Source organism: Synechococcus lacustris str. Tous, from assembly GCF_003011125.1.
GTDB classification, from domain to species: domain Bacteria; phylum Cyanobacteriota; class Cyanobacteriia; order PCC-6307; family Cyanobiaceae; genus Synechococcus_D; species Synechococcus_D lacustris.
In genome coordinates, this window is the sequence record NZ_PXVC01000002.1 from 49,722 (window position 1) to 68,974 (window position 19,253).

25 protein-coding genes and 1 tRNA gene are annotated in these 19,253 nt (G+C 55.0%); 16 read left to right on the plus strand and 10 right to left on the minus strand.

Annotated elements, in window-relative coordinates; all coding sequences use genetic code 11:
* Window positions 1–153: 153 nt before the first annotated feature.
* From C7K08_RS01060 to C7K08_RS01075, 4 genes are read left to right on the plus strand one after another with little or no spacing between them, the layout of a single operon-like run.
* A complete protein-coding gene (locus C7K08_RS01060) occupies window positions 154–1,305 on the plus strand; it encodes an NAD(P) transhydrogenase subunit alpha (protein WP_193464798.1) in 1,152 nt (383 codons plus the stop codon).
* Entirely contained in the window at window positions 1,302–1,598 is a 297-nt protein-coding gene (locus tag C7K08_RS01065) for an NAD(P) transhydrogenase subunit alpha part 2 (RefSeq protein WP_106498795.1), read from the plus strand. Before C7K08_RS01060 ends, C7K08_RS01065 begins: the two co-directional genes overlap by 4 nt.
* A complete protein-coding gene (locus tag C7K08_RS01070; protein WP_106498796.1) occupies window positions 1,595–3,040 on the plus strand; it encodes an NAD(P)(+) transhydrogenase (Re/Si-specific) subunit beta in 1,446 nt (481 codons plus the stop codon). Before C7K08_RS01065 ends, C7K08_RS01070 begins: the two co-directional genes overlap by 4 nt.
* 20 nt (window positions 3,041–3,060) lie before the next feature.
* A complete protein-coding gene (locus C7K08_RS01075; RefSeq protein ID WP_241536946.1) occupies window positions 3,061–3,993 on the plus strand; it encodes an aspartoacylase in 933 nt (310 codons plus the stop codon).
* Here the strand turns inward: C7K08_RS01075 and C7K08_RS01080 are convergent.
* Together C7K08_RS01080 and C7K08_RS01085 are read right to left on the minus strand one after the other, a co-directional pair.
* A complete protein-coding gene (locus C7K08_RS01080; RefSeq protein ID WP_241536947.1) occupies window positions 3,971–4,342 on the minus strand; it encodes a hypothetical protein in 372 nt (123 codons plus the stop codon). The two genes, C7K08_RS01075 and C7K08_RS01080, sit on opposite strands and share 23 nt — an antisense overlap.
* Before the next feature lie 54 nt (window positions 4,343–4,396).
* Complete coding sequence (locus C7K08_RS01085) at window positions 4,397–6,223, minus strand: alpha/beta hydrolase family protein (RefSeq protein ID WP_106498823.1); 1,827 nt, start codon at window positions 6,221–6,223, stop codon at window positions 4,397–4,399.
* Window positions 6,224–6,275: 52 nt separating this feature from the next.
* Between C7K08_RS01085 and def the strand changes: the two genes are divergently transcribed.
* From def to C7K08_RS01110, 5 genes are all read left to right on the plus strand, one after another.
* A complete protein-coding gene (gene def / locus C7K08_RS01090; RefSeq protein ID WP_106498824.1) occupies window positions 6,276–6,881 on the plus strand; it encodes a peptide deformylase in 606 nt (201 codons plus the stop codon).
* Between the two features lie 3 nt (window positions 6,882–6,884).
* Window positions 6,885–7,082, plus strand: coding sequence for a hypothetical protein (locus tag C7K08_RS01095; protein WP_106498799.1), 198 nt, complete (start codon window positions 6,885–6,887; stop codon window positions 7,080–7,082).
* A gap of 86 nt (window positions 7,083–7,168) precedes the next feature.
* Entirely contained in the window at window positions 7,169–7,702 is a 534-nt protein-coding gene (locus C7K08_RS01100) for a DUF3747 domain-containing protein (protein WP_241536948.1), read from the plus strand.
* Window positions 7,703–7,741: 39 nt separating this feature from the next.
* Window positions 7,742–7,912 carry a 30S ribosomal protein S21 gene (gene rpsU, locus C7K08_RS01105; protein WP_010304532.1) on the plus strand — a complete coding sequence of 57 codons (171 nt, stop codon included), beginning with the start codon at window positions 7,742–7,744 and terminating at the stop codon, window positions 7,910–7,912.
* A 4-nt stretch (window positions 7,913–7,916) separates the two neighbouring features.
* On the plus strand, window positions 7,917–8,150 hold the full coding sequence (locus tag C7K08_RS01110) for a hypothetical protein (protein ID WP_106498800.1): 234 nt from the start codon (window positions 7,917–7,919) through the stop codon (window positions 8,148–8,150).
* Here C7K08_RS01110 and C7K08_RS01115 read toward each other — a convergent pair.
* Window positions 8,141–9,640, minus strand: coding sequence for a YifB family Mg chelatase-like AAA ATPase (locus tag C7K08_RS01115; protein ID WP_341272120.1), 1,500 nt, complete (start codon window positions 9,638–9,640; stop codon window positions 8,141–8,143). The two genes, C7K08_RS01110 and C7K08_RS01115, sit on opposite strands and share 10 nt — an antisense overlap.
* 124 nt (window positions 9,641–9,764) lie before the next feature.
* Window positions 9,765–10,085 (minus strand): hypothetical protein, encoded by a 321-nt coding sequence (locus tag C7K08_RS01120; protein ID WP_133165133.1) that lies wholly within the window; start codon window positions 10,083–10,085, stop codon window positions 9,765–9,767.
* A 37-nt stretch (window positions 10,086–10,122) separates the two neighbouring features.
* On the opposite strand from C7K08_RS01120, the gene C7K08_RS01125 reads away from it, so the two are divergent.
* Genes C7K08_RS01125 through C7K08_RS01135 form a run of 3 tightly spaced genes read left to right on the plus strand, consistent with a single transcriptional unit; the run spans window position 10,123 to window position 12,675 of the window.
* Entirely contained in the window at window positions 10,123–10,470 is a 348-nt protein-coding gene (locus tag C7K08_RS01125; protein ID WP_106498803.1) for a histidine triad nucleotide-binding protein, read from the plus strand.
* 34 nt (window positions 10,471–10,504) lie between these two features.
* Window positions 10,505–12,478, plus strand: coding sequence for an ABC transporter ATP-binding protein/permease (locus C7K08_RS01130; RefSeq protein WP_241536949.1), 1,974 nt, complete (start codon window positions 10,505–10,507; stop codon window positions 12,476–12,478).
* 20 nt (window positions 12,479–12,498) lie between these two features.
* Window positions 12,499–12,675, plus strand: coding sequence for a chlorophyll a/b-binding protein (locus tag C7K08_RS01135; RefSeq protein WP_106498804.1), 177 nt, complete (start codon window positions 12,499–12,501; stop codon window positions 12,673–12,675).
* A gap of 3 nt (window positions 12,676–12,678) precedes the next feature.
* Here the strand turns inward: C7K08_RS01135 and C7K08_RS01140 are convergent, their stop codons facing one another.
* From C7K08_RS01140 to psbX, 4 genes are all read right to left on the minus strand, one after another.
* Window positions 12,679–13,158, minus strand: a complete 480-nt coding sequence (locus C7K08_RS01140; protein ID WP_106498805.1) for a hypothetical protein — start codon at window positions 13,156–13,158, stop codon at window positions 12,679–12,681.
* Entirely contained in the window at window positions 13,155–13,520 is a 366-nt protein-coding gene (locus tag C7K08_RS01145) for a TolB-like translocation protein (protein ID WP_133165134.1), read from the minus strand. The genes C7K08_RS01140 and C7K08_RS01145 overlap by 4 nt, the downstream gene beginning before the upstream one ends.
* Before the next feature lie 134 nt (window positions 13,521–13,654).
* Complete coding sequence (locus tag C7K08_RS01150) at window positions 13,655–14,431, minus strand: Ycf66 family protein (RefSeq protein ID WP_106498807.1); 777 nt, start codon at window positions 14,429–14,431, stop codon at window positions 13,655–13,657.
* Window positions 14,432–14,478: 47 nt separating this feature from the next.
* The gene (gene psbX, locus C7K08_RS01155; protein WP_106498808.1) at window positions 14,479–14,601 is read right to left on the minus strand and encodes a photosystem II reaction center X protein; all 123 of its coding nucleotides are present in this window, start codon (window positions 14,599–14,601) and stop codon (window positions 14,479–14,481) included.
* Window positions 14,602–14,677: 76 nt separating this feature from the next.
* Here psbX and C7K08_RS01160 point away from each other — a divergent pair, with 76 nt between their 5' ends.
* Window positions 14,678–14,998 (plus strand): YggT family protein, encoded by a 321-nt coding sequence (locus C7K08_RS01160; RefSeq protein ID WP_241536950.1) that lies wholly within the window; start codon window positions 14,678–14,680, stop codon window positions 14,996–14,998.
* Here the strand turns inward: C7K08_RS01160 and accC are convergent.
* A complete protein-coding gene (gene accC / locus C7K08_RS01165; RefSeq protein WP_106498809.1) occupies window positions 14,961–16,337 on the minus strand; it encodes an acetyl-CoA carboxylase biotin carboxylase subunit in 1,377 nt (458 codons plus the stop codon). The genes C7K08_RS01160 and accC overlap by 38 nt on opposite strands.
* A gap of 115 nt (window positions 16,338–16,452) precedes the next feature.
* Here accC and C7K08_RS01170 point away from each other — a divergent pair.
* From C7K08_RS01170 to msrB, 3 genes are all read left to right on the plus strand, one after another.
* Window positions 16,453–16,534, plus strand: a tRNA-Leu gene (locus tag C7K08_RS01170).
* Window positions 16,496–17,803 carry a glycosyltransferase family protein gene (locus C7K08_RS01175; protein ID WP_106498810.1) on the plus strand — a complete coding sequence of 436 codons (1,308 nt, stop codon included), beginning with the start codon at window positions 16,496–16,498 and terminating at the stop codon, window positions 17,801–17,803. Before C7K08_RS01170 ends, C7K08_RS01175 begins: the two co-directional genes overlap by 39 nt.
* 39 nt (window positions 17,804–17,842) lie before the next feature.
* Window positions 17,843–18,226 (plus strand): peptide-methionine (R)-S-oxide reductase MsrB, encoded by a 384-nt coding sequence (msrB, locus tag C7K08_RS01180; RefSeq protein WP_106498811.1) that lies wholly within the window; start codon window positions 17,843–17,845, stop codon window positions 18,224–18,226.
* Between the two features lie 9 nt (window positions 18,227–18,235).
* On the opposite strand, the gene C7K08_RS01185 is transcribed toward msrB, so the two are convergent.
* On the minus strand, window positions 18,236–19,253 hold a 1,018-nt coding region (locus tag C7K08_RS01185), incomplete at its 5' end, for a PRC-barrel domain-containing protein (protein WP_241536951.1).

Sequence of the window (19,253 nt, forward strand, 5' to 3'; positions counted from 1 at the left end):
CAGCAAAGCCAAGGTTATCCACTGATTCCCTTCCTGGCGCATTAAAAGGGGGCAACGAAGCATTCCGCTGTGCGCAAGCCCACACATGACCTGCCCCGGGGTGGCCGAATCCCATAGCAGTTGTTGTGAATAGTGAAACCGTTGCTGTTGCCAATGCTCAAGGTGTTAATTCCCAAGGAAATGGGAGCTGAAACAAGGGTGGCTGGAAGCCCAGACACAGTTAGGGCCCTGGCCAAACGCCAACTGCTGTGCGTTGTGGAAAAAGGTGCTGGCACTGCCTCAGGTTTTTCTGATGAGCAATACAGCGCCGCGGGGGCCGAATTGGCTTCCCCCCAAGACAGCGCTGTTTGGGCAGAAGCAAACCTGCTACTAACCGTTGGGCCCCTGCAATTGGAGCAACCCAAGCTTTCAGCTGGAGCYTTRGTGGTGGGTCAGTTAGCTCCCCACGGCAATGAAAATCTGCTGCAGCTCCTGCAAGGCCAAAAGCTGTCTGCCATCTCCCTAGAACTGCTGCCCCGCATTAGCAGGGCCCAAAGCATGGATGTGCTTTCATCCCAAGCCAATATCGCCGGCTACAAGGCGGTGTTGCTGGCGGCCGCGGCCTTGGATCGATATATGCCGATGCTGATGACAGCAGCCGGCACCGTGCAACCTGCCAAGGTTTTGGTAATCGGTGCCGGTGTTGCCGGTTTGCAGGCGGTAGCTACGGCCAGGCGGCTTGGCGCAGTGGTGAAGGTGAGTGATGTGCGCCCCGCGGCTAGGGAGCAGGTGGAATCCCTAGGTGCTCGTTTCATTGAACCGCCAGTGCAAGGGGTGCCTGGTGAGCAGGGCGGATATGCAAAAGAGGCAACGGCAGCTTTTCTTGAAGCTCAACGCCAGGGTTTAGCCGAACAACTTACAGATATAGACATGGTTATTTGCACGGCCCAGGTGCCTGGCAGGCCAGCACCTCTTCTCCTAACCAAGGAGATCACCGAACTACTGCGCCCTGGCGCAGTAGTGGTGGACCTTGCCGTGGCCCAAGGTGGAAATTGTGAATTGAGCCAAGTGGGAGAAAACATCAACCACAAAGGAGTTTTAGTAATAGGTGCTGATCGCTTACCGGCCACGGTTCCCCACCACGCCAGCAGCCTCTATGCCCGCAATGTGGCAGCGCTTTTAGAAGTGGTTATCTCAAAAACAGGGGAGCTAAACCTCGATCCCGAGGATCCTCTGCTCGATCCATGCCTAGTGAGCCTTGCGGGGGCGCTGCGWCGCACCGATTTAGTACCCAACTGGAAACAAGAAGAAGGAGTAAAACCATGAACAACGCCCTTTCATTGAATGAAGCCCTCTGGGTGCTGCTGCTGGGCAGCCTTTTGGGGCTTGAACTGATCGGCAAGGTGCCCCCCACCCTGCATACCCCCTTGATGAGCGGCGCAAATGCCATTAGCGGCATCACCCTGCTGGCCTCAATAGTTCTGATCGCAGAGGCGCCAACCCCCTTGCTGCAAGCAATGGGTGCCGTGAGCCTCGCCTTTGCCTTGTTCAACGTGGTTGGTGGATTTTTAGTAACCGACCGAATGCTTGCCATGTTCCGCCGTCGCAACGACCAATGATCAACATCAACTCCTTCAACGATCTGAGCTGGTTGCCCCTAACCCATGCTCCCCTTGATCTGGCGGCGGTTTTGCTGCTAGCCCTTGGCATTAAGGGGCTGGGCAAGGTGCGTTCCGCCCGCGCTGCCAATCGCTTAGCGGCCCTAGCCCTTGCCATTGCCGTGCTGGGATTATTACTCCAGCAGGGCCTACAGGGTTGGCCCTGGCTTTTGGCCGGTGCTGTTGCCGGCAGCCTGCTTGGGGTTTTGGTTGCCCAAAAAGCTGCCATGACAGCCATGCCGCAACTGGTGGCACTTTTCAATGGCTGCGGTGGTATGGCCTCATTGCTGGTGGCTTTAGCCGCTGCTGCCTTACCAACTCAAACCGGGTTGTTAGCCCTGGTTTCGATCGTTGTTTCCGTGCTGGTGGGGGGAATCACGTTTAGTGGCTCCCTGGTGGCAATGGCAAAGCTGCAGGAATGGCTGCAAACCCCCGCATGGATGTTGCAACCAGCAAGGCACTGGGTTAATGGCCTAACTGCTGCCAGCGCCCTCGCTTTGGGTTGGTGGGTTTGCAGCGGCCACTCAATTGCCCTGCTTCCGCTTGCCCTGCTCTCCCTACTGCTGGGGGTGGGCCTCACCCTGCCGATCGGTGGTGCTGATATGCCCGTGGTTATTTCCCTTTTGAACTCCTACTCAGGGGTGGCTGCAGCAGCAGCCGGTTTTGTTGTGGGCAGTGAGCTTTTGATCGTGGCGGGAGCCATGGTGGGYACCGCTGGSTTGATCCTCACCCAAGTGATGTGCAATGCCATGAATCGCTCGCTTACAAGTGTTTTATTTGGCGGTGCCCTTGGTGGTGCRAGCGCCACCAGTGCCGACCAAGGCGAATACAGCGGCGTTACCTCCTGCAGCCCTGAGGAATGTGCCATGACCCTTGAGCAAGCTCAAAGGGTTGTTTTTGTGCCTGGTTATGGCCTTGCCGTAGCTCAAGCTCAGCACAGCCTCAAAGAAGTGGCCCAACTGCTGGAGCGCCATGGCGTTGAGGTGAGTTATGCAATCCATCCAGTGGCGGGAAGAATGCCTGGCCACATGAATGTGCTGCTCGCTGAAGCCGATGTGCCCTACGACCAGCTAATTGAAATGGAGGCCATCAACCCTGATTTCCCCCGCACCGATGTGGTGATCGTGCTTGGGGCCAACGATGTRGTGAATCCGCAAGCACGCACTGATGCTTCAAGCCCCCTATTYGGCATGCCGGTGCTGCATGTGGAGGAGGCTGCCACGGTGTTTGTTGTTAAACGCAGCCTTGGCGCTGGCTATGCCGGCATTCGCAACAGTTTGTTTGAGTGCCCCAACACCTCAATGATTTTTGGGGATGCGAAACAGGTGCTCAATGGCTTGGCCCAAGAACTGCGCGAATTGGGAGTGGGCAAAACAACTAAAGACCTGGCCAAAGTGGCTTAATTCCTCTGATTTTGATGCCCGTGGCTCCGATCCCTTCAGCTGCACGGGTTTTGCTCGTGGCTGGCACCCATGGCAATGAACCMAATGCCCCCTGGTTGCATCACCACTGGCAGCAATATCCAGAGGAACTGCAAAAACAAGGCCTTGAGGTGATCACCTTGGTGGGCAATCCCACGGCCTTGGCACAAAACCGCAGATATATCGATCGCGATTTAAACCGTAGTTTCCGCAGCGACCTACTCCAAAACGCAACAAACCAGGAATGGGAATTGCAAAGAGCTAGGCAGATCCTCTCTTTATATGGGCCAGAAGGAAACACACCCACGCCAGTGCTGATCGATCTGCACAGCACCACGGCAGCCATGGGTGCCTGCCTGGTTATCTATGGGGAGAGGCCTGCGGATTTAGCCCTAGCGGCAGCCTGCCAAAGCGCTTTGGGCCTACCTATTTACCTGCATGGCTCCGATGCAAAACAAGACGGTTTTATGGTTAAAGCTTGGCCTTGCGGCTTGGTTTTAGAGGTGGGGCCGGTAGCCCAAGGGGTGTTGTGCCCAAAGATCTGCGCCCAAACCCGCCTTGGTGTTAACAGCCTGCTGGAGGTGCTTGCCAAAGCCAAGCTTGGCAACTTGAAATTACCCAAATTCCTTTGGGTGCACCGYCATCTGGGCAGTGTTGATCTACCAAGGGATGGGGCGGGGGTTCCAACGGCTTGCCTCCATCCCAAACGTTTAGAGGGCGATTGGCGCCCAATTAAAAAAGGAGATCCGCTTTTCCTTAAACCAAACGGAACTGTGGATTTATTTGAAACGGATCAAACCGCACCACTGTTTACTGTTTTTAGCAACGAAGCGGCTTACCAGGAGAAGCACATCGCCCTAAGCCTCACCCGCCGAGAAAGGCTTWAYTGCGATCAAAACTGGGCTRAGGCTCTTATGGCTTTGCTGCAGGGGTAAGAATTTTGTTAACTGGGGTGCCAATAACCTCCCTGCCRCTGGGATCWACCAACACCTCAGTGAGGGTGGTGGGGGGTTGATTTAGTTGCTGCCAGGCGGGGCCACCACCTTCGAAACGAAAAAGGAAACCCTTGCCATCGCTTTTAACTAAGCAAGGGGTGCCGCCAATAACAAACATGCAGGCCGCAGGCCTGTATTTCACAAGGCCACCATTTAGCTTCACCGCCGTATTACGAGCCAAATTTGCAGCCCTTTGCTGGGCATTATCAATACCGGCTTGGCTGAAAGCTGGCCCCGCAGCCAGCATTGCTAGGGAGCCAAGCAGAAAAGCCGCGGAGGTGCGAAGCAACACAGTTTAAAAAATTTCTGAGTTAAATCTAAGCKCTTCCTGGCCATTAAATCCTTAAGAAGCTGGCAACATCCGCTCGAAAAACCGTTCTGTGTGCTCGAGGATCTGCCCCTTAATCAGCTCACTRCGAAAACCATGGCCCTCAGCCTCCAAGAAAACCACCTCAACGGTTTGTCCTTGCTGACGTAAGGCATTCACCATTGCCTCYGTTTGCTGGGGTGGAACAACACGATCCTGCAAACCTTGAAAAAAGAGCACCGGTTTGGTTAGTRCCGCCGCTCCAGGCCAGCGCCAGGGACCAATCAGCCGCTCGATATAACCCGATTCAAAACGATGGGTTTGATTTTGTAATGCCTCCACATCGGCCACGGCATACCTGCAAACGCCGGCCTTAAAAACCGGCTCCCTTACCAGGGCCGCCAGGGTGGTGAAACCGCCCGCACTGCCGCCTTCAATGGCAATGCGGGCAGGATCAGCAGCACCGCTGGYAATTAAAGCTTTTGCGGCTGCCGCGCAATCGGCAGAATCAAGAACACCCCAGTTGCCATCCAGCCTTTGGCGATATTGGCGGCCAAAACCGGTGGAACCRCCGTAGTTAACGTCTACAACCCCCCAGCCGCGGCTATTCCAGAAGGCGTTAGCCAAACTAAAACCAGGCCTGGCCATGGCGGTGGGACCACTGTGACTGCGCACAAGAAGTGGAGCTGGCCCCCCATCGCTAGCCATCGCTGGGTAAAACCAAGCCTGGCTCTGCTCACCATCACCGCCTTCAAACCAAATTGATTGCGGCGCAATTGCCTGCTCAGTTGCTGGCCCTGCGGAATGGCTCCATTTGCCACTCGCAATTTGGAGTTGCAGTAACCCCTCCTTTTGCTGCGCGCTGCTGGCGAGGCAAGCAAGCCGATCTCCGGAAGCCGATAGCACTGCCAAATCGTTAAAGGGCAAAGGAATGGTTTGCCAACCAAACCCCTGGCTCCCATCCAGCGGGCGGCGGCAGAGCTGCCATTGGCCCTGATCACAAAACAAAGCCAGCAGATTTTCAGCKCCCACGGCAAGCGTGCGCATGCCGTAAACCCATTGGGGCATKCCACATTCCGCCTGCCTTGGTCCTAAACAAATCGGGGCTTTGGTTTTGCCAGTTTTGGCATCAACAGAAAAGCTCTGCACATTCCAATAGCCATTTAGGTCGGAGGCCACCAGCAATTCAGTGTTAGATGCCCAAAGGGGCTGAAATAACGATTGCGGTTCCCGATCTCCCCCCGCAAGGCATYTGGGCTCCAGCAATTCGCCTGCTTCACCAAGGGCAGACCACCAAAGCTCAGTGCGCTCCCATGGCATCCAGGGCAAATTCCACTCGAGCCAAGCCAATTGCTGGCCGCTAGGGGAAAGAACCGCATAACCACAGAAATCGGCRGCCGCCCGYAAYRGCTGTGCAGGTCCGCCAGCCAATGGCACAGCCACCAAATGGTCCTGCTCCGCCTCYTCCAGTAMCCCAATCCAGCGTTGGCGTTTGGCATCGATTAGGCCACCAGCAAAGCCACCGCTGGGCTCTGTTCTTGCCGGCGTGAGTTGCTTCGGGGGCGAATTAGCTGCCAATTCAATTAGCCAAATGGCACCGTCGCCGCCATTGATAAAGGCCACCTGATCAGCAGCAACAGCAAAACAACCGCCGCCAAATTCGTGGATGCGGGTACGCAGATTGAAAGGCGCTGGGGTGAGCTCTTGGGGGGCTWGGCCATTGCACTGCAGCATCAAGGTGGTGCGTCCCCTCTCTGCTGGCCTTTGCTCTAACCAGAACAAGCGGTTACCACTGAGCAAGGGTTCCTTAAGGGCAAGGCTTGCTGCCACAACCTCTGCTGCTTGAAGCTTGATATTCGCCATCATTTGCACCTGCCACTGCTGCCTAGGATGCTGTTAAGAGCAACAGATGGCATTGGCCCTTGATTTCGCTTCACTAGCGCGTTTATCRGAACGCCAAAACTCCACCGTGATGGTGCCAAAGGGTGATGAGCAGCCAGCTTCGCCACGGATCCACACCTTGGGTGCCACGGAACTGAGGCAATCGGCCAAACGCATCAGCCGCGTGGATGAAAGCATCCGCGATCTTGCCCGCAACATGTTGCGCAGCATGTATGCAGCAAAAGGCATTGGCCTTGCAGCCCCGCAGGTGGGRGTGCAGCAACAGTTGTTGGTGATCGATCTGGAGCCGGAGGAAGCCGCCAACCCGCCATTGGTGCTGATCAATCCAGAAATATCAAATACCAGCGAGGAACTAGACACCTACGAAGAAGGTTGCCTAAGTATTCCAGGCGTGTATTTGCAGGTGGTGCGCCCCAGCCGAGTGGAAATCAGCTATCGAGATGAACTYGGCAGGCCCCAAAGACGCAAGGCCGATGGTTTGTTAGCCCGSTGCATCCTGCATGAGCTAGACCATCTCAAAGGTGTGCTGTTTGTGGATCGGGTAACCGATGAGATTTCACTAAATAGTGAACTGCAGCGRTTGGGCTTGAACAGTGCCCACGTACAACCGCTTGCTTGAACCATGCCAATGAAACCCCTTGCTGGATTGTTCTTGGCCTTGGCCTGCCTCAGCGGCATTGCAGCAACAGGCTGTGTTTTTGAACTCGCCTATGGAGAGCCCGACCTGGGGGTGGGCCTTACCAGCGCCATCCTTGCTGCCTGCTTGCCGGGCAGTGCTRTYGCGCTGTTGGTAGCTATTCGTATTAACTCTCCGGCCTAACCCACCTTTCGCCAACCCCTAACCACTTATACGATCAGCCCCTCTGCCAATTGTTTGTGTTTAGCCAAAGCCGCAGTGCAAAATTTTTGGCCGCAKTGGTTGCCGGCCTCAGCAGCTTCTACTGCACACCAGCCTTTGCAAGCCTTTTCCAGGCGCAAGAGGTGAAAAGTGAACGCTTCATTCTTGTGGCGGCACCCATCGGCGACGGCAGCAACTCGCAATTAAACATCTATGAGCAGGTGAGCGATCGCCGCCCTTGCTTTGCCCGTTCAGGCAACAAGCCCACAGTGGTAAACCCACTTTTGGGCACATTCGATTTCACCGGGATCTGCAATCGCTACATAGACAGCAATGGCTATTCCGTGCGGGTGGGCAAGCGCGACTTTGGCTCCGATATGCGCCTAACCGTTAGCCATCAGGCGGGTGAAGCCCTGCTCATGGGCCACAGCCCCGATGGGCTAGCTCTGCTACTGGCCCGGGCAGGGGGCAGCGGCAGTGGCTTTATGGAACTCAAGTTTGAACCGGGCTGGAAGCTGATGCGGCGCCACTTCGGCAGGCGCCCCCTGGGCCATGTGTATGTTTACCGTGAAACCATGCCTGAACAAAAACAGGCTTTTTGATAGGGTTATGGGCTGGTTTATGGGCACCCCAATCCATTCATGACGCAGGTTACCGTTGGCGAAAACGAAGGAATTGAATCGGCCCTGCGGCGCTTTAAGCGCCAGGTGTCTAAGGCGGGCATTTTTGCCGACCTAAAACGCTTGCGCCACCATGAAACACCGGTGGAAAAATACAAACGCAAAGCTCAACAACGGCGCAGGCGTCGTTGAGCCAATGGCCTTAAAACTCTGCCTGGCCATTGCCCTTACCAGCCTTGCCGTKGCTTCGGCTGGTTTCGTAAAGGCGGATATTCTCAATCAAACGATTATTTACAACCAAGATCCTTGGGATACCCAAAGCCAGCTGGGTAGCGACAACTGCCGCAGCTATCCCGATGGCTCCATKACCTGCGACACCAGACCCAAAGGGCAAGTGTGGGTGGAAACCTATGGAGTTGGCTACAACTGAGCTGCCTGTCGATCTAGGGGGCGATAGGTGAGCGCCTCGGCGATGTGCACCGGTTCAATCATTTGCRYTTCATCTAAATCTGCAATCGTGCGGGCAACCCGCAAAACCTTGCAGGAACTGCGGGCSGATAAACACAAACGYTCCAAAGTTGCCYGCCAAAGATTTTTGGCTGCCCCCTGCAGTTTTAGGCGGCCTTTCATTGCTTCAAGGGGAGCTTCAGCGTTGCTAAGGCCCATCGGATTCAGCAACTTCATCCTCTCCCTTGCCTGCAAAACCCGCYTMGCAACTTGAGCACTGCTCTGGTGCAATGGTTGTTCGCCCACTTCGGTTAGCTCAGCAGGGCTCAGGGGGGCAAGCAACACCTGCAGATCAAGGCGATCCAGCAGCGGCCCCGACAACCTCGACCAATACTGGCGCCTTAAGCGTTCACCGCAGCTACAGGTGCGGGTTTGGTCGCCCCACCAGCCACAGGGACATGGATTTGTGGCTGCAACTAAAAGCAATTGGCAGGGAAAGGACTGGGAAAATCGCGCCCGCGCCAGATGAACCATGCCGGTTTCCAATGGCTGGCGCAAATGGTCGAGCACATCACGGCGAAATTCAGCCAGCTCATCTAGGAAAAGCACTCCCCTRTGGGCTAAGGARAGCTCCCCTGGCCTTGGATAAGCGCCACCACCCACCAAAGCAACCCCGCTGCAGCCGTGATGGGGTGACCGGAATGGTGGTTGGCGCAGCAAGCCTGCCCCAGCAGGCAACAAACCAGCCACCGAATGGATTTGAGTGAGCTCTAGGGCCTGTTCGTGGCCAAGGGGGGGCAGCAAACCTGGCAAGCAGCGGGCCAGCAGTGTTTTTCCGCAACCGGGYGGACCAATAAAAAGCAAATGATGGCCGCCACTGGCGGCAATTTCCAAGGCGCGGCGGCCATGTAATTGCCCYCTAACGCTTGCCAGATCAGGGGCTGATGCCAAGGGCGACGGCGATGGAAGCCTTGGTAACTCAGCAGTGCCCCAGGCTTGGCTGCCGGCCAAAGCAGCTACCACTTGGGTTAACCCCTTAGCGGGCAAAACCTCTAGGCCTTGCACYAAGGAGGCCTCCAGAGCGTTTTCAKTGGGCACGATCAAGGCTTTAGCCCCGGCTTTGCGCGCCGCCTKGGCCATGGCCAACACGCCTCGCACTGGCCGCAAACTGCCATCCAAACCCAACTCCCCAGTAGCCCAAACCCCCTGCAATGGCTCAGGTTTTTGCTGCCCTGTTGCCATCAAAAGCGCAAGGGCCATCGGCAGATCAAAACCGGGCCCCTCCTTGCGCAGATCAGCTGGGGCAATACTCACCACCACACGGCTTTGGGGCACGCGGAAKCCACTGTTGCGCAGGGCAGAACGCACCCGTTCGCGGGCTTCCCTACCGCTGGTGTCGCCTAAACCAACTAGTTGTAAACCTGGCAGGCCCGGAGCTAGATCCACCTCAACCTGAATGGGCTTTGCCTCCAAACCAAACAGGCAAGCACCGGAACAAAAGGCCAGCAAATCAATTAAGCCACTAGGGAATTGATTCCACCCAGGGCTGATTTGTATCCATTTATTTATTGAATTTAATTAGTGCGGTTTAGCTTTTTCAGGCCCCRCGCTGGCTTARGCGATAGCGAATGCGCTCYAGGCGGCGAATTGATGCCTCGGTGTAGTCGATCAATTCAGAGCGAGCTTGCTTATCACTGGGGCCATCAACGGCATCAAGCATGTCGGCAAGGCGGTTAACGGAATAGAGCAGATCAATGCCGGCATCACGCCAATCKGGTTCTAGCCGCTTGCGGATCGGCCCGCGGCGACGCTGGGCCAGCTCTTCCAGAAACTGGAGATGAAGCATTACTTGGCACAACTGGCCGGCAACATATTGAAGCGTGTTACGGGCCTTTGGTAAAGGTGTGCTGCTAGCCAAGCTGAGATGCTGACAATTGATACGCAACTCGATCCCAATGGCGGATAGCAATCCAACGGTTTTYGGCAAGATCCTGCGGGGGGAAATAGATGCTCCTCGTGTATACGAAGACGAATACTGCATCGCTTTTAAAGATCTCCAACCCCAAGCCCCAGTTCACCTTTTGGTGATTCCAAGGCTGCATTTGGCAGGCTTAAACGAGGCCGATGCGGGCCAGGAAGCCCTGCTGGGCCACCTYCTGCTCGTGGCAGCCCAGGTGGCGAAAGAAGCGGGCTTAGCCGCTTGGCGCACGGTTATCAACACAGGMGCCGAGGCTGGCCAAACGGTGTTCCACTTGCATTTACATGTGATTGGTGGCCGYCCCCTCAGTTGGCCTCCSGGTTAAACCATCAGAATGGCTGCACAGTTATCAGCAACCTTTGAGTAACCCCATTCAGTCTTTGCGCATTCAGCTGGGGAAACTGCAGCGCCTAGCCCAGCCCTACTTCCTACCGGGYGAAGAATCCAATTCYTGGCAATTTCTATTGCTGGTGGCTGCCCTGTTGGGGATTGTGGTGGGGYTAACCCTGCTTTTGCTCACTGGAGTGGTGGCRGCCAGTGGCGCCTTGATTCCCCAGTTACAAAGCCGCTTCCTACCGGGRGTRCCGGAGAGGGTGGCAGGCATCTGGGGGGGGCCTGCTGGYGCGGTAATGATGCTTATTTTTGCCGCAAGCATCGCTTGCTTTGTGGCCTTTAGGAACAAATTGCGCCARGGGCGYTGGCTGCCCTGGCTACTGCTTGGGGTAATTGCCCTGTTGCTGCTTGTGTTAAAYGGCATAAATGTGGGCATCAGCTTTATTGCGAGAAATATCGATAATTCGCTAGTTGCATACGATGCCTCCGGATTTTGGCGGATTGTTTCTATTTACGGCTTTTGCCTACTTTTAGCCCTGCCAATTCGCACCTTACAAAATTATATAATCCCTAAATTTGGSCTGCTATGGCGTGAATGGCTCACCAAAAGATTACTGGATCGCTACATGGGTGATCGGGCCTATTACCAACTAAATCCCAACGATGAAAGCAATGCGGAAGTAGAYAAYCCAGATCAACGAATATCCGAAGACACAAAAAACTTTACCGGCACAAGCCTRTCRTTTATTGTTGGTATATTAGAGGCTTTGCTAACATTCTTTAGCTTTATAATTGTTTTATGGACAATYAGTAAAACCCTAACTTTCGCCCTCCTMGTTTACGCGGTTGGCGGCACGGCAATAATAATCTTYATCGGCCGCAAACTRGTTAAATTGAATTTCCAGCAATTAAAAYTAGAGGCTGATTTTCGCTATGGTCTTGTACACATAAGAGACAATGCTGAATCGATCGCATTTTACAAAGGCGAAACCCAAGAAAGCCTAGAGGTKGAGCGGCGCCTAGGGGGTGCGATTAAGAACTTCGATCGCCTAATTATATGGCAAGCCTTAATCAATATGATCCAAAGGTCTTACGATTACTTTTCCCGCTTCTTACCCTGGATTGTCATCGCACCAGTTTACTTTGCTAAAGGCGTAGAGTTTGGAGTAATCAGYCAATCATTTATAGCMTTTAGCCAAGTGTTTGGCTCMGTWAGCTTTATTGTTAATAACATTGAAAATTTAACAGCCTTTTCCGCAAGCATTAGCCGATTGGAGGGTTTTCAATCAACAATTGAATCACTGCCGGCACCTTCCCTAGAGGCCAAGGAGCGGGGCGACCACAGCGGCTCCATCGTRTTGCGAGATGCCACGGTTACACCACCGGGCACAAATATGGCCYTAATMAARAACATAAGCCTYGAAGTTGCCATCAATCAGCGGGTTTTAGTGGTGGGGCCAAGCGGKTGCGGRAAAACCTCCCTAATGCGCCTTGTTAGTGGCCTCTGGCCCAGTGAAAGCGGCGAGGTGCATCGCCCGCCCCTGGGGGAACTAATGTTCATCCCCCAAAAGCCATATATGTTGCTTGGTAGCCTGCGGGAACAGCTTTGTTATCCCCTAGATCAAGAACGCTTTAGCGATGCCCAACTGCGCAATGTTCTTGAGGAGGTGAATTTAGCTGGCATGGTTAAGCGCTATCCCAATCTAGGTATTCAGCAGGATTGGCCCAGGTTGCTATCCCTTGGCGAACAGCAGCGGCTYGCTTTCGCTCGGCTGTTGCTTAATTCCCCTCAATTTGCAGTGCTGGATGAAGCCACCAGTGCCCTKGATGTGGCCACTGAAAAAAGGCTTTATGGTTTATTAGCCCAAAGGGAAATGGCGTTCATCAGCGTGGGCCATCGCCCCACCTTGAGTGCATTCCACGACACKGTTTTACAACTTGATGGCCAAGGGGGCTGGAGCCTCATACCGGCCGCAAGCTACGTTTTCGACCCCMGCTAAACATCAAATAAGCAATCCCCATGGATCAATCCACCCCCCCGGCCACCAGCGCCACCACAAACGATGCTCCTGATTTTGGTTGGAGCCCCTATGCCGAAAGGATCAATGGCCGTTTTGCCATGCTTGGCTTCACAGCGATACTTTTAATTGAAGCCTTAAGCSGCCAAACTTTTTTACATTGGGCTGGCATTAATTAACACCTAAGGCAGATTGATAACCTCCACCTGCCAGCGCCCCTCCCGGCTCACCTGCACCGCAAGCACCCGTCCATCKCCGCTAAGGGCCACCTYGGCGGGCACCCCAGCCGGCAGCAAYGGGATCGGCCGCARTAGGGCAAGGTTGCGTTCRTAAATTAAAAGCTCCGTGCGCCCCTCCAAGCTGCGCACCAAGGCAAAGCGTTGGCCTAAGCGATCCACCCCAACACTGATGGGTTGAGCATCAGGCCGGTTTAACCCYGGCAGGGGGGMGCCTAAACCAGAGGCAAAATCCAACCAACGAATCTGTTGATGGCCATTRGRGGCAGGGGCAATCCAGGCCATGCCGGTGGCGGCCAAACTTGGTGAACTGTCGTCGCCGGGTTGGGCAAKGCGGGGATTTAAACCCATCTCAGGCTGCAGCCCTTGGCCTTGGCAGCCAGCYAAAAGCAGCAACACCAAGCACCCACCCAAAGCCCTSGTCATGGCAAAGGGGTGCCTGGGGCTAAATCCGCCTCATGGGCTGGCAGYTGAAATAGCTCAACATCCTGCTGGCCGCGGTGCAGYAATTGCACAGCGAGCCGCTTGCCATCCGGCGACATACTCAAGGCCTGGGGCAAACGATCCCCCGGCAAGGGCAAAGGCCGCAACAGCCCTAAAGCACGATCCAACACCACTATTTCGCCCCGTTCTCCCCTCTGCAAAATCAAGGCCAAATATCTRCCGTTCCAGCTAAGCGATGGCGAGCGGTGGGGCATGCCCCACTGCAAACCYTTTAAGGGCAGCTCTTGGCCGCTATTGCGCTCAACTAAMCGCACCACCCTTCTGCCRGAGCGCTCAGCCACCATTGCCAGAAGGCGGCCATTGCCRCTTAGGGCAGGTTCCTGCTGATCACCGATACCTGGGGCRTCAAAACGCTGGCCACATGCAGTTAACAAAAAAAGCARGGGCAACAGCCAAACCATCGGGTTTAGGTATGCCCTCAGCTATCAAACCTGGAGTTATTGCTYGGATTTTGCGAATTTGTGGCACCAGTGGCCCGTTCCACGGGTTTAGGCCTTGGTGGAAGGGGGCTGAAATCAGCTTCGCTTATGGGYGCAGCKGCTCTTTCCGGCCTAGTTGCAGCGGGGCCTGGGCGGCGGCTGGATCTAGGCAGATCGGCAGCTGCACTGCTCTGCAGCCTTGATCTGGTTTCGCGGCCATCCCGTTCGCGGCGGCGGGCGCCGAATTCAGGGGRRGCTTCGCTGCTAGCTGCAAAACGACTTTGGGCCCGTTCGGGAATTGCTGGGCGTTCAGGCCGGCGCGGCCGATAGAAATCCCGATCTAAMTCTTCTTCCGGTTCCTCAAAATCATCGGCGCGGGAGCGAATTTTGCGCCTTAGGGGCTGGGGGTCGTCGAAGCGATCTTCAGCACCCCATTCACCACGACCCATGCGGGGCCGAGAGGGGAGCGGTTCATCTTCATCAAAAAAAGCTGAGCGCCTTGCCTGTTCGGTGGTAACACTGCGCAAGCGCACCGATTCGTAGGCAAAAAATACCGTKGTGGCAGCTAACAAAAACTGACCAAAYTGAAGAATTGGATCTAATCGCCAGCCTTGRAAAAATAAAATTCCACCGCACAGAAGGCYAACTGCGGCAAAAAATACGTCGTAGTCGCGGGCGAGCCCAGGTTTAAAACTACGCAAGAAATAAAGCATCGTGCCACCAACCGCAAGCACAATGCCAACGATGCTGGCCCAATTCAGGCTGGCATTAACCATAGGGGGTGCCCTTGTTTAGTCAGTTTAAGGGGCAGTGCTAGAGCAACTCAAAGTTTGCGATCGAGCTGATCGGTTTGGCTGATCAAAATCAAAGCGATTGTGATTGGCACCACAACGATCAGGGCACCAGCGCCAAGGCTGGTGAGGAAATTGGAAAGGGAAGGGGTCATGGCACCTTCGGTGATTGCTGAATCCTACGGCGCCCGGTGGGTTCTTTAGGATCGGCGCTGAAAGCCGTAGAAGTTTGTGACAGCTTTACCCCTGCCTTTGCTTAATGCCAGCAATAGCTTGATCGGCCTCCTACTTGCGGCCTGGACCCTTTTATTTCTTGTGCGGATTGTGCTGAGCTGGTATCCGCAATTAGATAGCTCAAATCCCTTGGTGGCATTGGTTTTRATCCCAACGGAGCCATTGCTTGCCCCCACTAGAAAGCTGATCCAGCCGATCGGCGGGGTAGATGTTACGCCTGTTATTTGGGTGGGCCTAGTGAGCTTGATGCGTGAACTATTGGTGGGCCAGCAAGGCCTGATCAGCCAGTTGTTGCGTTCAGCCCAGCACCTGGCTTAAGCATCTCCATCTCAACAAATTTGGTGTGCACCTCACCCCTTTGAAATTCCGGCCGATCCAGCAGGGCTAAGTGRAATTCAATCGTGGTKGGCACCCCAATCACAGCGCATTCGGAGAGGGCACGGCGCATCCGTTTYAAGGCGGCGGGCCGGTCTTCCCCCCAAACAATCAGCTTGCCGATGAGGGAATCGTAGAAAGGAGGAATTTCATAGCCCGTATACACGTGGCTATCGAAACGAACGCCTGGCCCGCCAGGGGGTAACCAGCCTGTGATCGTGCCWGGGGCAGGGCGGAAGTTATGGCGGGGATCCTCAGCATTGATGCGGCATTCAATYGCATGGCCCCGCAGTTGGATGTCTTCCTGGCGCAGCCGCAGGGGCTCACCAGCGGCAATGCGCAGCTGTTCAGCGATTAAATCAATGCCCGTAACCACCTCCGTAACGGGGTGCTCCACCTGGATGCGGGTGTTCATTTCCATGAAATAAAACTGCCCTGTGGCATCCAGCAAAAACTCAACCGTGCCAGCACCCTCATAACCAATCGAGCGGGCAGCAGCCACGGCTGCATCACCCATMCGGGCTCTAATGATTGGATCTAAACCAGGCCCTGGGGCTTCCTCGAGCAATTTTTGATGGCGCCTTTGAATCGAGCAATCCCTTTCGCCCAGGTGCACCACCTGGCCAAAACGATCGGCAAGGATTTGCACCTCCACATGGCGGGGACGATCAATAAATTTCTCCATATAAAGGCCAGGGTTACCAAAGGCAGCCTCTGCCTCCCCTTGAGCTGCCTTAAATAAAGACTCCAATTCATCCCCGTGGCGCACGAGGCGCATGCCCCTGCCACCGCCGCCTGCCGTGGCCTTAATCATCACCGGGTAGCCCATGGTTTCAGCCAGTTGGGCSGCCTCCTCCGGGGTATCAAGCAGGCCCTCACTGCCGGGGATGGTGGGTACCCCAACCCKTTGCATGGTGGCYTTTGCCGTTGATTTATCCCCCATTTCACGGATCGATTCCGGTGATGGACCCACAAAGGTGAGGCCATGGGCATTGCAGATTTCGGCAAAACGGTCGTTTTCCGCCAAAAAGCCGTAACCGGGGTGAATGGCATCAGCGCCGCGGGAGGTGGCGGCGGCAATGATGTTGGGAATATTTAAATAACTGCGGCTGCTGGGGGGATCCCCAACGCATACGGCCTCATCTGCTAGCTGCACATGCAGGGCAGTGCGGTCAACCGTGCTGTACACCGCCACGGTGCTGATACCCATCTCYCGACAGGTACGAATGATTCTCAGGGCGATTTCACCCCGATTTGCTATCAGAAGCTTGCCAATGGCCATGGGGGCCCTCTGTAGCCAGCGACTGTATCAGTGGCTATCGGGATTAGTTACGAATCAAACCGTAGAACCCGCTGGAGCAGCTGGTAAAGTCGAYCTCTGCTTTTTTGCAGGCCACGCGGATGTGGTGGAATTGGTAGACACGCACGTTTGAGGGGCGTGTGACTTCGGTCTTGCGAGTTCAAGTCTCGCCATCCGCATCAGAACCAACCGGAACAATCGTTTTGGTTTGCAATGGCCCCGGGGAGCTCACCACATGGGTGAGGCCCCTGGCCCAGGCCTTGCATCGGCTCCGTTCGCTTAGGCCCCTGGCGCCTGGTGCCGCCGAAAACCTACGGCTGGTGYTGGTGCCATGCCCAAATGCAACAGGCACTGAGCATCGGGTGGCCAATGCCATGGGGCTGTTTGAGCGGGTAATCGCCGCCCGYGAATTTTGGTGGTTGCTYTTACAGCCAAAMCGCTATGGGCCATGGCCAACCCAAGGGGTGGTGGTGTTCCTTGGCGGCGATCAATTTTGGACGGTGCTGYTATCAGCGCGGCTTGGCTATCGCCACATCACCTACGCCGAATGGGTGGCCCGTTGGCCCCAATGGAACGACCGCATTGCGGCGATGGGGGCAGCTGCCGCTAATCAATTGGCGCCCCGCTGGCAACAGCGCTGCACTGTGGTGGGTGATCTGATGGCAGATCTCACTAACTACGCCAGCTCTGAAASCCAACTAGCTGCAGGGGAATGGGTTGCGCTAATGCCGGGCTCAAAGCGGGCCAAATTGCAGGTGGGGGTGCCTTTCATGCTGCGCTGCGCCGAACTGTTGCAACAGATGCGGCCCCAGGTGCGTTTTTTGTTGCCAGTGGCTCCCACCACATCGGTKGCAGAAATAATCAACTACGGCAGCCCCAGCAATCCACTCCAGCATTTTTATGGCAATAGCACGCCTCAACTGCTGGAAAGGGACGGTGAACGCTGGTTGAAAAGCTGGAATGGCTGCGAAATTTTGCTTATTGAAACCCAACCRGCCCACCATTTCCTWAGCCAATGCTCYCTAGCACTCACAACAGTTGGGGCAAATACGGCAGAACTGGGGGCCTTAAGTGTGCCAATGCTGGTGCTAGTGCCCACCCAACATCTTCATGTGATGCAGGCCTGGGATGGTTGGCTTGGCCTATTGGCAAGGCTGCCCCTGTTGCGATGGCTTCTTGGTGTTGCACTTACCACCTGGCGGATGCGCCATCGGGGCTTTTTGGCCTGGCCCAACATCAGCGCCGGCCATTTGGTGGTGCCTGAAAGGGTTGGCACGATCACCCCTGAGGGAATTGCCAAAGAAGCTGAGCAATGGCTCGCCAACCCCCACAAATTGCAGTCTATGGCTGAGGAACTGCGCAACTTGAGGGGAAAATCCGGGGCCGTAGCCCAGCTAGCGGCRATGGTGGACGAATTATTGGCCGCAAAAAAACAACCTCCCACTTAAATTCAAACGTTATATTTTCAAGCGAGTTATTCCTAATCAATGAAGCTGAGTCCTGAAGAATGGCGCGCAAAGCTCAGCCAAGAGCAATATCARGTTGCCCGGGAGGGCGGAACTGAAAGGGCTTTTACGGGTGTTTATTGGAACCACAAAGGCAAAGGCACATACCGTTGCGTTTGTTGTAATTCAGAAYTGTTTAAATCCGAGGCAAAATTTGATTCCGGCACCGGCTGGCCCAGTTTTTGGCAGGGGGTARATCCAGCGGCGATCAGCATTCATCAAGACGAAAGCCATGGAATGGTGCGCACTGAAATCMGTTGCGCCAACTGCGATGCCCATCTAGGCCATGTTTTTAACGATGGGCCTGCGCCAACGGGTGAGCGCTACTGCGTTAATTCCGCATCTTTAAATTTTGAAGCGGAATAATTAAGACGCTCAGGCCCAGGGGTCATCATCAACTGGGTTAGGGGCTTTGTTAGCCCTGTTATCCAACGGTTCGGCTTCAACATCTAAGGGTTCCCTGCTTCTYTCAAAGTTGTCGTATCTGGAATTTCCGTAGCCGGAATCSCTGTATCTGGRTTGTTTCTGATAATTGTTTTCCTCCTGGTCTTCATCTAGATATCTGCGCCGCTGYTGCTGCCTTGCTGTTGTGCGTTGTTCAAGTTCAACGTAGTCGTAGTCGGGGCTTGAATTTAATTCAGCATTGGCAGCTGAATAGTCAACGTCATAATTTGATCTAAGCCGATCTTGGCTTGCGGCTGGAGCAAAGCGCTCTGCTTGGTTTGCCTGCAGGCGACGCTGCTCCTGTTCTGTTGCCTGGGCTGCGGGTAATTGATTTTCAACCGGCACCATATTTAAGCGATAGCGCTCRCGTTCCTCGCGCTCTAAATTACCTCCACCAATCCCAAGTTTTTCCAATAAGCCACTACTTAATTGCTTTAATTTTTCCTCTGCACCCTCATAAACAATGATGCGATCTGGCCCTGAACTAACTATTTCCTCCACCGTTAATTCCCAAGTACTAAGAATACCTTCGCCCAGCAAAGGCACCCCCACCGCCCCCATAACCAAAGTGGTTAATTCACCAGTTTCCACATCAAAACTAAAGCCCAATACCCGGCCAAGCTGTTCACCAGCCTCTGAAATCACCTGGGAATTAATAACCCTGCTATAGCGCTCTGGATTGAACTTTTCCGAAAGGGAATCAACCGAATCCACCAGGATCACATCACCAACCTGACGGATTTGCTCGAGGAGCATCCAGCGGGGTAAGCCAGGTAGGAAACGGGTGAGGGGGTTATCACGCAAACCGAGGGCTACCACTTCCCTGCGGTCTATGTCCACCATYACTTCACCAACCACGCCTAGGCGGCGGCCGGTGTCGCGGGTGATCACCTGGGTGCCCATCAACTCAGAACGCAACCAGARGCGATCAGAGGGGGCGGGATTGGAA